A 13,245-nucleotide genomic window follows, 5' to 3' on the forward strand; every position below is an offset into this window, starting at 1 on the left:
CGACCGCCGCGGGCCTAGAATTCGCCCGTGAGCGAAATGCCCGCGCCTGCCCGAGGCGCAGCAACTCTCCATGACGTCGCCCGGGAAGCCGGAGTCTCTCTGGCGACGGCCTCCCGTGTGCTCAACGGCTCCACCCGGAAGGTGGCGGAGAGCTACCGCGTGCGCGTCCAGGCCGCGGCCGACCTGCTCGGCTACACGCCCAACCTCTCCGCCCAGGCGACGGCGCGCGGAACGACCGCCGTCATCGCACTCATGGTCGCCGACATCGCCGATGCGGCGACCGGTCGACTCGTCGCCGGTGTCGCGCGCGCGGCGGACGAGGCCGGCCTCGTGCTGACCGTCGCCGTGACGGCGCACGATCCCGAACGCGAGATCCGCGTCGTCCGGGCGCTGCGCGGCCAGCGGCCCCGCGGCCTCATCGTCGAAGCAGCGCCCGCAGACGGTCCGGATGCCTCGACCCTGACCGCCGAGCTCGAGGCCCTCTCAGGCACCGGCGGCCGGGTCGTCGTGATCGGCCGCGAGGTCGCCGACGTCCCCGCGGTCGCGACGGACGACCGGGCCGGCGCGTCCGCCCTCGGCGAGGAGCTGGCCGGTCTCGGCTATCGCGAAGCCGTCGTGATCGCGGCGGACAGAGACATCCCGGCGTTCGAGGCGCGAGCGACCGGGTTCCGCGAAGGGTTCGAGCGCGCCGGCGGGCGCATCGTCGAGGTGAGGCGGACCGGAGTGTCGCGCGACGCGGGCTACGACGCGGCGCGCGCGCTGCTCGAAGCGGGTCTGGCACCGGGCACCCTGATCTTCGTCGTCCGTGACGCCGTGGCGATCGGCGTCATGTCCGCCCTCCGGGACGCGGGACGAGCGGTCGGCGCCGACATCGCCGTCGCCGGGTTCGACGACATCCCGTCCGCCGCGGATGCCGCGGCCCCCCTCACCACCGTGCGGGTCCCGCTCGAGGAACTGGGCCGTCGCGCAGTTCAGGCGGTCCTCGAGCCGGACGGGCCGGGCGAGCCCGCGCTCGCGGTCGAGGTCGTGGTCCGCGCGAGCACGCCCGGGCGCCGCTGAAGTCAGCGGGTGAGGGGCGGTGCGGAGCTCTCGCGCACCACGAGCGTCGTCGGCACCACGTGGAATCCGGACGCCCGGTCCTCGATGCCCGCGACGAGTGCCGACACCGCGAGCTCGCCGAGGCGGTCGAAGTCCTGGCGGACGGTGGTGAGCGGCGGCCGGTAGTCCGCGGCATCCGCGATGTCATCGAACCCCACGATCGACACGTCTTCGGGAATCCTGCGGCCCGCCTCGGCGAAGGCGCGGATCGCGCCGAGCGCCGACTGGTCGTTGGCCGCGAACACCGCCGTGACCGCGGGGTCTCGGGCGAGCGACGCCGAGGCGGAGTGAGCGGATGCCGCCGTCCAGTCCCCGCGCGCGACCGCGGGCGCCGTCCGGCCGGCCGCGGCGAGCGCCTCGCGCCATCCGCGTTCACGCTCGGCGGCCGCGAACGAGCCCTCCGGACCGGCGACGTGGTGCACGGTGCGGTGGCCGAGGCCGAGCAGGTGGGTGGTCGCCGATCGCGCGCCCTCGGCGTGGTCGGACTGCACGATCCCGACGCCGACCGTGCCCGGCGGGGCGTCGACGACCACGAGGCGCAGGCCGCGTGGCCCGGTCGTGCCGAGGGCTGCCGCGGTGGCCTCGTTCAGGACGACGGCGCCGTCGACTCCTTGGTCGGAGAGACGCTCGAAGGCGCCCCGCACGTCGGCTGCGGCGCCGAGCGTCACCACCGTGAGGGCGTAGCCGCGGGCGGCCGCGGCATCCGCCACCGCCTGCAGCATGCGGGAGTTGCCCACCGAGGCGAGCGTCGAAACCACGAGCCCGAGGGTCTGGGTGCGTCCGGTCCGCAGTGCGCGCGCGGCGCGGTGCGGCCGGTAGCCCAGCTGTGCCATGGCCGCCTCGACGCGGGCCCGGGTCGCCGGATCCACGCGGGGGCTGCTGTTGACGACGCGCGAGACGGTCTGCCCGGACACCCCGGCCGCGGCCGCGACGTCGGCCATCGACACCCGACGCTCCATCTCACCCCCGGTGCGAGTAACTCCATCAATTTGGTCGATGTTGACGTTACCACGGACCGCTTGCTACCGTGTTGACGTGAACATGCAGGAGCTGCGGGTCGAAGAATTGGGCAACGGGGTCGTCAAGCGGCCCACGCGCCTCGCCGACGGCCGCGAGCTGATCTACTACGACGACCCCGGCACCGCCCTCGGCCCCGACCGCGCCGTCGACGCGCGCGACCTCGCCCCCCGCCCCGACACCGCGACGATGCGGCGGGACGTGCTCACAGGTGACTGGGTCTCCGTCGCGGCGGCTCGCCAGAACCGCGCCTTCCTGCCGCCCGCGCACCTCGATCCGCTCGCGCCCCAGTCCGTGGAGAACCCCTCCGAGATCCCCTCGAGCTACGACGTCGCGGTATTCGAGAACAAGTCCCCGTCGTTCGGACCCGCGCTCGCCGCCGCCGTCGGCGAGGCTCCCGCCGCGGCGGACGCGCCGCGCGATCTGGCCGACCTGGACGCCCCCGGCCTCGGCCGCACGCGCACGTCGGTCGGCCGCTGCGAGGTGGTGTGCTTCAGCCCCGAGCACTCCGGCTCGTTCGGCACGCAGTCCGTCACCCGCGCGCGCACGGTGATCGAGGCGTGGGCCGACCGCACGGCCGCACTGTCCACGCTTCCCGGCGTCGAGCAGGTGTTCCCGTTCGAGAACCGCGGCGAGGCGATCGGCGTGACCCTTCCCCACCCCCACGGCCAGATCTACGCCTACCCCTACGTCACGCCGCGGACGACGTCGCTGCTCGCCTCGATCGAACGCGAGGGCCACGACCTGTTCGAGCGGATCCTCGCGTTCGAGCGCGCGTCGGACCGCGTCATCCTGACCGGCGAGCACTGGACCGCCTTCGTCCCGTTCGCCGCACGCTGGCCGCTCGAGGTGCACCTGCTGCCGCACCGCCACGTCGCGGATCTGGCGGAGACGACGGATGCCGAGCGCGACGAGCTCGCCCCGCTCTACCTGCGGCTCCTCCGCGGCGTCGACGCGCTGTATGACAGCCCCACGCCCTACATCGCGGCCTGGCATCAGGCGCCGGTGCATCGGTCGCGCGACACCGTGCGCCTGCATCTTCAGCTGACCTCCCCCCGCCGGGCCGCCGACAAGCTCAAGTTCCTCGCCGGCTCCGAGGCCGCGATGGGCGCGTGGATCGGGGATGTCCCGCCCGAGGACGCCGCCGCCCGACTGCGCGAGGCCGTCGCCGGCATCCCGGAGGTGACCCGATGAGCGCCGCGGACGCCGCGCGGGCCCTCTTCACCGAGCGATTCGGCAGCGCGCCGGCCGGCACGTGGTCGGCGCCCGGCCGCGCGAATCTCATCGGCGAGCACACCGACTACAACGACGGATTCGTGCTCCCCTTCGCGATCGAACACCGCACCCACGTCGCGCTGGGCCCGCGGGCGGACGGTCTCATCCGGGTAGCGTCGACGGCCGAGGACGCCGACGTCGAGGTGCCGCTCGCCGAGCTCGACGCGATCTTCCCGGCCCGGCGCGACGAGATCGCGTTCTGGGCTCGGTACCCGCTCGGCGTCGCGTGGGCGCTGCTGCGAACCCCCGGCGCGACAGCTCCGACCGGCGTCGACCTCGCCTTCGCGTCCGACGTCCCCGTGGGCGCCGGACTGTCGTCGTCGGCGGCCCTCGAGGGAGCGACGGCCGTCGCGCTCGCAGAGGCCTGGGCGCTCGATGCGGATCCGGTGGCGCTCGCCCGCGCCGGTCGCACCGCCGAGAACGAAGCGGTCGGTGCTCCCACCGGGATCATGGACCAGATGGCGTCGATGCTCGGGCGCGCCGACGCCGCGATCTTCCTCGACTGCCGCTCCCTCGAGACGCACGTCGTCGACCTGGGCTTCGCGCGCGCGGCCCTCGAGCTCGTCGTCGTCGACACCGGCGTGAAGCACTCCCACGCCACCGGCGGCTACGGCGAGCGCCGCGCGGCGTGCGAGCGCGGCGCGGCGACGATGGGCGTCCCGGCGCTCCGCGACCTCACGCCTGCCGACCTCGACCGGGCCCGCGAGCTCATGGACGACGTCACCTTCCGCCGCGTGCGGCACGTGGTCACCGAGAACCAGCGTGTGATCGACACCGTCCGCACGCTGCGCGAGGCGGGTCCCGCAGCGATCGGCGAACTGCTCGTGGCGTCCCATGCCTCGATGCGCGACGACTTCGAGATCTCGGTCGCCGAGCTCGACACGGCCGTCGAGGCCGCCCTCTCCGCGGGGGCGATCGGGGCTCGCATGACCGGCGGCGGATTCGGCGGGGCCGCGATCGCCCTGGTCGACCGCGACCGCGTGGGTGCGGTGACGGATGCCGTGACCGCCGCGTTCGCCGCATCCAGGTTCGCCGAGCCGACGATCTTCACGGTCACGCCGTCCGCGGGGGCATCTCGCGACGTCTGACCCGGCACGTCACCGCGACGTCACCGGCCCGCCCGCGTCAAGACCTGGCGACGACGGATGCCTCGGCCTACCGTCGGACGTGGGCCGCGGCATCCACTCGCCCCGGTCCGGAAGGAGAGATCGTGGCCTACATCACCGTCGGGACCGAGAACTCGGCCGACATCGAGCTATACTACACCGACCAGGGAAGCGGCCAGCCGGTCGTGCTGATCCACGGGTTCCCGCTGAACGGCGAGTCATGGGGCAAACAGCAGGCGGCGCTGCTCGAGGCCGGATACCGGGTGATCGCCTACGACCGCCGCGGTTTCGGCGCATCCTCGAAGGCGGGGTCGGGCTACGACTACGACACGTTCGCGGCCGACCTGCACGCGCTCATGGAGGACCTCGATCTGCGGGATGCCGTGCTCGTCGGGTTCTCGATGGGAACCGGGGAGGTCGCCCGCTATCTGTCGCGGTACGGCAGCGCCCGGGTGGCGAAGGCGGCCTTCCTCGGCTCGCTGGAGCCCTACCTGCTCAAGACCGACGACAACCCGGAGGGCGCAGGCCCGCAGGACTTCTTCGACGGGATCGCGCAGTCCGTCCGCGAGGACCGCTACGCCTTCGTCGCCGGCTTCTTCCAGGACTTCTACAACCTCGACGACACCCTCGGGTCGCGCATCTCGCAGGAGGCCGTCGACGCCAGCATCGCGGTCGCCAACTCCGCGAGCAACGCCGGCATCTCGGCCGCCCCGCTGACGTGGCCGACGGACTTCCGTGGCGACATCGGGGCGATCGACGTGCCCGCGCTCATCCTCCACGGCACGGCCGACAACATCCTGCCGATCGACGCCACCGCGCGGCGGTTCCGGCAGCTGCTCCCCGACGCGACCTATGTCGAGATCGACGGCGCCCCGCACGGACTGCTGTGGACCCACGGCGCCGAGGTGAACGAGGCGCTGCTGGCGTTCCTGCGTTCCTGAAGCGGGCTCTCCCCGCACTCCCAGGTCGATTTGGGAAAGCGTTGGCCGGTCCTTGCGCCTTCCTTGCGTTTGACCCCGCAGGATGGAATCACCGAAGGACGCCGGGCACCGGGGAAGGATCCGGCACTGGAGGGGTACGAGGGCCGCTGGGGACGGCCGGGGGGTACCGCCGTGGGGGGCGGCGGCTCGGCCTCACTCGTGCGAATGGCCGCTTCTGGGGAGCGGCCATTCGCGTTTCCGCACGCGCTGCGAATTGGGGATGCCCCGGCTCGGCGCGCGTGCCGGGGCATCCGTCCTCGTTCGTCAGGCGCGGGCGGCGCCGCGGCGGCGACGCACGATCATCATCGCGGCGCCGGCCAGGAGGAGCGCCCCCGCGAGAGCGGCCGAACCGGCGAGGCCTCCCGGCGTGGAACCGGTGGCGGCGAGCGCACCCGTCACCGTGACCTCGGTCCAGCCGACCACGTCGCCCTGCGCGTCGAGCACCACGATCCGGTGCGCGCCCGCCTCGATCCCGGCGGGCAGCGTGACGGTGACCGTTCCGTCCGCGGCGACCGCGTGCGCGCCGAGGAGGATCGGCGTCGAGTACAGCCACACCCAGACCGTGGCGCCGGCGTACTGGACCCCGACATACACGGTCACCGTCTCCCCCGCCGAGGCCGGGCCGTCGACCGCGACGTCGCCCCGCGTGTCATCGGTGAGCTCGTCGCTGCTCGGGGGGTCGGCGGCGGGGTCCGTGCCCGGGTCCGTGCCGGGGTCGGTTCCGGGGTCCGTGCCGGGGTCCGTGCCCGGATCCGTGCCGGGGTCGGTCGGGCCGCCCGACGTCGGGCACGGGAGCGTGCCCGCGCGCAGCGAGTAGCCGTCGGTGTCGCCGTCGTCTGCCCACACGACCTCCTGGAAGCCGCCCTCACACGTCGAGGCCGGCGCGATCGCCATGCCCTCGTTGTTGAGGTTCGGCATCCCGGCGGGCCGGGCGTAGGAGTGCACGACCGCGAAGTCGCCGTTCACGACCTTGAGCTGGTTGTACACGCCGCCGCAGCCGTCGTCGCACAGCGCCCACAGTGCTCCGCGATCCGGGTCGTATGCGACATCCATGGAGTAGGGGAAGCCCGAGGCCTCCACCTTCACCTCGACGGGCGCGCCGCCGACGGGGAGCGAGAAGAAGTGGAGCGCGCCCGTGCCCTCGACCGCCGTCACGAAGAGGCCGGGCGTGGCGAAGGAGGCCGCGGTGTACGCGGCGCCGTCGACCTTCCAGCCGGAATCCACGAGGAACGCGTCGGGGACGTAGGTGATGCCCTCGAGTCCCAGGTTCGTGCCGGTCTGCACGAACCCGTTGACGTCCCACTCGTGCGTGGCCATCAGCTCGGTGGTGGCCGCGGTGACGCCGCTCACGTCGTAGCGCGCCACCTTGTTGTACGAGGTGCCCTTGGCGCGCAGGTTGTCGCGCTCGGAGGTGAGATACACCGCGCCGTCCGGGCCGATCGTGACACCCTCGGCGTCGAGCTCGCCGCCACCGTCCGTGAAGCGCACCGGGATGCCGCCGTCCCACTCGGGGAAGGTCGTGTAGAGGCCGTTGACGAGGTGCATCTTGAACAGGCGCCCCTTGTTCATCGCGACCCACAGGACGCTCGGATCGCTCGGGTCGAAGGCGACACCCGAGACGTCGCCCTCGTCGTTGGCGTCGAGGTCGGTGAACGCGTCGACAGCGTCGACCGTCTTCACCGTGCTCGCGCCCGGCCACGCCTCGGTCTGCAGCGTCGGGCAGGCGTTCGCGGCGCCCCACGTCGCGATCGGGGTCTCGATGTACGTCACCGACCCGAACACCTCGCAGCGGCTGTACGACGCGATGCCGTCCTCGTACCAGGTGTGGCCGACGAAACTCGCGCCCGTCGTCGACCGGATCGTGAGCGAGTCGGCGCTCTCGAGTCCGGTGATCCCGTCGGCCACGTAGAACGCGCCGGCGGCGAGGGTCGTGAGGACCGGGACCGTGTGCACGACGTCACCGTCCGCGTCGACGAGCTCCCAGCCCGCGATGTCGACGGGCGAGGTCCCCGCGTTGAGCAGCTCGGCCTTGCCGCCGATGTTCGAGACCTCGTTGAGGAGAACCGTCGTGTCGAGGCGACGTGACCTGTCCTCGCAGGACTCGGTGTTGTCGCGCCCGAAGCTGTTCTCGAGGACGCGCCAGAACTCGTCGGAGCCGTCGGGGCACGCCGCCCAGGCGCGCGCGTCGGAGTCGTAGGAGTCGGACACACCGGCGTCGCCGTCGCCGTACGCCGCCTCGTCGACCAGCTGTCGCGATGCGGCATCGGCGCCGGGACCGTAGATCTTGACCGCGTCTCCCTCGCCGGAGAGACCCTTCTTGGACGAGAAGGCGACGTAGCCCCCGGCGGGGATGACCCACGAGGTCGCCGGCTCCAGGGAGTCGCCGTCCCACACCTTGAGGTCCGCGAGCGTCAGGGGCGACGCGCCGGCGGCTGCGCCGCTGTCGGTCTGGTACCAGCCCTCGATCGTGACGTCGGAGGAGCCGGTGTTCGCAAGTTCGACCGCGTCGCTGAAGCCGGGGTTGCCCGGGTCGTCGTCGTTGAGGGACGCGATCTCGTTGATCTCGACGTCGTCCCAGTTCGGGTCGAGCGCCGGCGGAGGCGTCACCGTGCAGATGTTCGCCGCTCCGGGCGTCGCCGTCGTCGACCGGAAGACGCCGATGCCGTCCGGGCACCGGCCCCACGCGGTCGCGTGCGTGTCGGCCGGCCACGTGGCGGTGTCGACCTGCGTCGCAGCGTCGGGCAGGTAGAGGTTCGCCTCATCCCCCTTGCCGAAGCCCGCCGCCGTGTAGTCGACCTGGAGGAATCCGCCCGCGGGGATCGACGTTCCGGCCGGCAGCGTCTGCACGTGAGTCGGGTCGGTGAGGCGTGCGTTGTCGGACAGCAGCCAGCCCGAGACATCCACCGCAACCGTGCCGGTGTTGACGAGCTCGACCCAGTCCTCCGGGTCGGAGCTGACCTCGTTGATGCGGATCACGTCGGCGCCCGGGACCGCCGGGCAGTCGTTCGCGGCGCCCGGAGTGGCGGCGCTCGTCATCGCGAACGGGCCCTCACCCTCGGGGCAGCGGCCCCACGACGGTGTCGCGTGCACGTCGACCGGCCACGTGGTCGTGTCGACCTCGGTGCCGTCGGGCAGAGCGATCGTCATCGAGTCGCCCTTGCCGAGGCCGAAGCCTCCGCCCGGGAACTCGGTCGCATCGTCGGGGTGGAAGACGTAGTAGTCACCCGGCTCGATCACGGTCGGGGCGGTCGCCAGGGTGAGCGGCGTGTGCGTCGGGTCGCCGTCGACGGCGGTCCAACCCGCGATGTCGACCGGGACGTCGCCGATGTTCACGAGCTCGACGAAGTCCTCGCCTGCCGAGAACACCTCGTTGATGCGGATCTCGTCGACCCCCGCGGCGGCGCACTCGTTCGCGGCGCCCTTCGTGGGCGTCATCGCGACGAGATCGGCACTCGTCGGAGTGCACAGGCCCATCGAGGAGGCGTGCACGCCGTCCGGCCACGTCACGGTGTCGATCAGCACGGCGGTGCCGCCGTCGAACGCCGCCTTGTCCCCCTGGTAGATCGAGACGGTGTCGCCCCTGCCCAGCCCGACGGTCGAGTCGATCGCCAGCACGCCGCCCGCCGGCACAACCCCCGCCAGGGCCACCCAGTGCTCGGGATCGTCCGTGCCGCTGTCGACGAACCAGAGACCGCTGAGCTCGATGTCGACGGCCGACGTGTTGGCCAGTTCGAACCAGTCGTCGGGATTCGAGTTCACCTCGTTGATCACCAGCGAGTCGACGGGGACCGGGGCCGCCGAAGCCGGCGTCGCGACCAGCGTGGGCACCACCGCGAAGGACAGGGCTGCGAGAGCGGCGAGAAGCGCGCGCGAGCGCGGACGGGAGGGCGTGCGGGAACGCATCGGGAGGCACCTTCGGGAGGAGGGTCGGGGTTGCGACCCAGCGTCCTGAGGCTCGGCGACGCGCAGGTGAACGCCGCCTGTCCCCCTCCCGTCCGCCGCGCGACCGGACGGTGCCGGGGCATCCGTTCCATCTCAGTCCTGCGGGGCGTTGCCCATCGCGATGAGGCCGTCGATCATCTCGGGGTTGATCGCGCCGTTCGAGTCGCCCGCGGCGAACATGCCGGCGCGGCCGATGGGGAACGACTCCATCATCTTCGAGGCATCCACACCATCGGGCATGATGTCGGCGACGCCGTCCATCGCGCCCATCATCTGCGCGATCGCGGCCTGCACCATCGGGCCGACGACGGGGTGCGCCATGACCTCGCCGATCGACGACGCGCGCGACAGCGGCAGCCGGACGGCGTCGCCGTCGACCTGCACGGCGACGGTGGAGCGGATGTCGCGGCTCGATGCCGCCACGTCGACGACGTACTCGCCGCCCTCGACCACCCACGCGTCAAGGCGGATGTCCCAGTACGCGAGGTCCTTGCGGCGCACGGTGAGGGTGACGGTCTGCGTCTCGCCCGGCTCGAGGGCCGCGGAGGCGAACGCCTTGAGCTCCCGCACCGGGCGCTGCACCGTTCCACCCGGCAGCGACGTGTAGACCTGCACGATCTCGCGTCCCGCGCGATCGCCGGTGTTGGTGACGGGCACGGTCACGCGGAGGTCGCCGTCCTCACCGACGGCGGCCGCGGCATCCCCGTACGAGAACGTCGTGTAGGACAGGCCGTGGCCGAACGGGAAGGCCGCCTCGGTGCGGCGCGCGTCGTACCAGCGGTATCCCACGAACAGGCCCTCGCCGTAGCGCACGTGCGAGAACTCGCCCGGGAAGTCGAGGAACGCCGGGGTGTCCTCGAGGCGCAGCGGGATGGTCTCGGTCAGCTTCGCGGAGGGGTTGACGTCGCCGAACAGCACGTCGGCGGTGGCGCCGCCTCCGGCCTGACCGAGCAGCCAGCCCTCGAGGATCGCGGGGACGCGCTCGGCGAACGGCAGCGCGACCACGCCGCCGTTCGACAGCACGACCACGGTGCGGGGGTTGACGGCGAGAACGGCGTCGAGCACCGCGAGCTGCTCCGCCGGCAGGTCGATGTCCTCGCGGTCGTAGCCCTCGGACTCCAGGCGGGCCGGAAGCCCGAGGAACACCACGGCGACGTCGGCGCGGGATGCCGCGGCCACCGCCTCCGCGCGCAGCGCTTCGGCCTCGTCCGCCGCCGCATCGACGGCGTTGCTGAATCCGCGGGCGTAGACGACCTCGCCCGCCGCGAGGTCGCGGATGCCGTCGAGCGCGCTGTCGAGGCGCGTCGGGTCGATCATGGACGATCCCGCACCCTGATAGCGGGGCTTGTCGGCGAACTCCCCGATCACGGCGAGCGCGGCATCCTTCGCCAGGGGCAGCAGACCGCCCTCGTTCTTGAGCAGCACGATCGAGCGACCGGCGGCCTCGCGCGCCAGCGCGTGGTGCGCGTCGACGTCGAGGGGTCCGGACACCCGGCCGGCCCCGTCCGTCGCCTTGCGCACGAGGTCGAGCACGCGACCGGCGGCGGTGTCCAGCACGGACTCGTCGAGTGAGCCGTCCCTCACGGCGGCGACGATCTGCGCGTCGGTGACGCCGTTCGACGACGGCATCTCGAGGTCCATGCCGGCGGCGAGGCCCGGGACGCGCTCGTTCACGGCGCCCCAGTCCGACACGACGAGGCCCTCGAAGCCCCACTCGTCACGCAGCACCTGCGTGAGCAGCCACGGGTCCTCCGACGCGTACACGCCGTTGATGCGGTTGTAGGAGCACATCACCGTCCAGGGCTGGGCGTCCTCGATGACGCGCTGGAATCCGCGCAGGTAGATCTCCCGCAGCGGGCGCGGGTCGACATCCGAGCTCGACCGCATGCGGTCGTTCTCCTGGTTGTTCGCCGCGAAGTGCTTGAGCGAGGTCCCCACTCCCTTTGATTGGATTCCTCGCACGATGGCCGCGCCGAGCACGCCGGACACGATCGGGTCCTCCGACAGGTACTCGAAGTTTCGTCCGCACAGCGGCGAACGCTTGATGTTAATCCCGGGTCCGAGGAGCACCGCGACGTTCTCGATCGAGGTCTCAGCGCCCAGCGCCTCACCGACGCGGTGGACGAGGTCGACGTCCCACGAGGAGCCGAGGCCGACTGCGGGCGGAAAGCAGGTCGCCGGCACGCTGTCCCCGATGCCGAGGTGATCGCCGCCCTCGCGCTGCTTGCGCAGGCCGTGCGGGCCGTCGGTGACCATGATGGCGGGCACGCCCGCGCGCTCGACGGGTTTGGTGTACCAGAAGCTGGCTCCGCTCGTGAGCGAGGCCTTCTCCTCGAGCGTGAGCTCGCTCACGTCGGGGATGATCAGTGCGGGGGTCGTGTTCACGTCGGTCATCTCAGCAGCTTTCTCGTCGGGTGGGAAGGTGTCGGGGATGCCGCGGCATCCGTCGTCGTCATCGCGTGGAACGGATCGGCCACACCGCGAAGGCGCCCAGGATGCTCAGCACGATGCCGACGGGGAAGAGGCCGGCGTAGCCGAACGCGAGGACGATCGCACCGGCGACGCCGGGCGCGAGGGTCTGCGGCAGGGTGGCGGCGATGTTCACGACGCCGAGGTCCTTCGCGAACGACTTGGCGGAGGGCAGCACCTCGCTGATGAGGGCGGTGTCGACGGCCTGGAACATGCCGAACCCGAGCCCGGCGACGAAGGTCATGATCATCCAGGCGGTGAGGTCCGGCCAGAACCACGGCAGCGCGAGCGCGAGTCCCGTGATCGCCGCTGAGGCGAAGACGAAGGGCTTGCGCCGTCCGAAACGGTCCGAGAGCGGGCCGGACACGACTGTCGCGATGAGGATGCCGGCGAGGCTGATCAGGCCCAGGAGGGGGATCACCGTCTCGGGATTCTCGACTCCGAAGTAGTCGGTCAGCAGGAAGAGCTGGTATCCCGTCACGGCGAAGTACCCGGTGTACAGGAGCAGGCGGCCCGTGAACGCCCAGAAGAAGTCGGGGTGCTTGACCGGATTGACCCAGAAGGTGCGCAGGAAGTCGCCGAGCTTGAACGGCTCGGGCCGGAGCTGCGTGCTGGGATAGTCCGGGTTGGCCAGGTTGAACACGACCATGATCGCGAATGCCACGACGGCGAACGTGACGTACCCGGCGGTCAGGCTCTGGAAGAAGAACGAGCCGATGACCTGCCCGCCGATCGCGCCGACCATGAGGCCGATGCCGGACAGCGCGGCGAACAGCCCGCGTCGCGACAGGGGTACGCGGTCCGGCAGCACGGCCGAGAGCGGACCCTGCGCGAAGTTATAGCTGATCTGCACGAGGATCCATGCCAGGACCAAGCCGACGAGGGAGTCCGCGAAGGCGAGACCGATGAGCGAAAGGCCGCCCGCCAGCGCGCCGAGGACCATCCACGGCGCCCTCCGGCCGAAGCGCGAGCGCGTGCGGTCCGAGATCTGGCCGGCAATGGGCTGGGCGACCATGGCCGCGAAGGCGCCGATGGTCGCGACGATCGCGAGGTTGGCCACCTTGTCGGCCTCGCCGAGCACCACGGTGATCTGCTGCGGCAGCAGGATGCCCGGGACGGCTCCCCAGATCAGGAAGACGCCGAAGTTCGCCGGAATGATCCACGCGAGGAGGCGCCCGAGCCCGCGGCGAGGCGGAGGTGGATCGTCGTTGCCGGCCGCGGTCGCGACGAAGGTGTTCTCAGTCATGGGCGCCGCGGGCGCCGGTGTCGGCTCGGGGGCGACGAAGGGATCTGACGGCATCGTCATGGGCGTTCCAATCCAGTGGGAGGCAGCTCGGCATCGAGTGGTGGACAAAACC

General features: G+C 71.9%; 8 protein-coding genes. 4 read left to right on the forward strand and 4 right to left on the reverse strand.

From position 1 onward, the window contains the following. Nucleotides 1–36 precede the first annotated feature (36 nt). On the forward strand, nucleotides 37–1,059 hold the full coding sequence (locus tag ACFQ0P_RS04425; RefSeq protein ID WP_204981530.1) for a LacI family DNA-binding transcriptional regulator: 1,023 nt from the start codon (nucleotides 37–39) through the stop codon (nucleotides 1,057–1,059). 2 nt (nucleotides 1,060–1,061) lie between these two features. Here ACFQ0P_RS04425 and ACFQ0P_RS04430 read toward each other — a convergent pair whose 3' ends face one another. Next, nucleotides 1,062–2,039, reverse strand: a complete 978-nt coding sequence (locus tag ACFQ0P_RS04430) for a LacI family DNA-binding transcriptional regulator (RefSeq protein ID WP_204981531.1) — start codon at nucleotides 2,037–2,039, stop codon at nucleotides 1,062–1,064. Nucleotides 2,040–2,139: 100 nt separating this feature from the next. On the opposite strand from ACFQ0P_RS04430, the gene galT reads away from it, so the two are divergent. The 3 genes from galT to ACFQ0P_RS04445 all read left to right on the forward strand — a co-directional run bounded on the left by galT (nucleotide 2,140) and on the right by ACFQ0P_RS04445 (nucleotide 5,437). After that, on the forward strand, nucleotides 2,140–3,309 hold the full coding sequence (gene galT / locus ACFQ0P_RS04435) for a galactose-1-phosphate uridylyltransferase (RefSeq protein ID WP_204981532.1): 1,170 nt from the start codon (nucleotides 2,140–2,142) through the stop codon (nucleotides 3,307–3,309). Next, the gene (gene galK / locus ACFQ0P_RS04440; RefSeq protein ID WP_204980774.1) at nucleotides 3,306–4,478 is read left to right on the forward strand and encodes a galactokinase; all 1,173 of its coding nucleotides are present in this window, start codon (nucleotides 3,306–3,308) and stop codon (nucleotides 4,476–4,478) included. The genes galT and galK overlap by 4 nt, the downstream gene beginning before the upstream one ends. A gap of 122 nt (nucleotides 4,479–4,600) precedes the next feature. After that, the gene (locus tag ACFQ0P_RS04445) at nucleotides 4,601–5,437 is read left to right on the forward strand and encodes an alpha/beta fold hydrolase (RefSeq protein ID WP_204980776.1); all 837 of its coding nucleotides are present in this window, start codon (nucleotides 4,601–4,603) and stop codon (nucleotides 5,435–5,437) included. Between the two features lie 303 nt (nucleotides 5,438–5,740). Here the strand turns inward: ACFQ0P_RS04445 and ACFQ0P_RS04450 are convergent, their stop codons facing one another. From ACFQ0P_RS04450 to ACFQ0P_RS04460, 3 genes are all read right to left on the reverse strand, one after another. Continuing rightward, the gene (locus ACFQ0P_RS04450; RefSeq protein ID WP_204980778.1) at nucleotides 5,741–9,379 is read right to left on the reverse strand and encodes a lamin tail domain-containing protein; all 3,639 of its coding nucleotides are present in this window, start codon (nucleotides 9,377–9,379) and stop codon (nucleotides 5,741–5,743) included. A gap of 132 nt (nucleotides 9,380–9,511) precedes the next feature. Further along, on the reverse strand, nucleotides 9,512–11,812 hold the full coding sequence (locus ACFQ0P_RS04455; protein WP_204980780.1) for a glycoside hydrolase family 3 C-terminal domain-containing protein: 2,301 nt from the start codon (nucleotides 11,810–11,812) through the stop codon (nucleotides 9,512–9,514). A gap of 58 nt (nucleotides 11,813–11,870) precedes the next feature. Beyond that, on the reverse strand, nucleotides 11,871–13,193 hold the full coding sequence (locus ACFQ0P_RS04460; RefSeq protein WP_378771471.1) for an MFS transporter: 1,323 nt from the start codon (nucleotides 13,191–13,193) through the stop codon (nucleotides 11,871–11,873). Nucleotides 13,194–13,245 lie beyond the last annotated feature (52 nt).

Source organism: Microbacterium insulae (genome assembly GCF_042677065.1).
Classification (GTDB): domain Bacteria; phylum Actinomycetota; class Actinomycetes; order Actinomycetales; family Microbacteriaceae; genus Microbacterium; species Microbacterium insulae.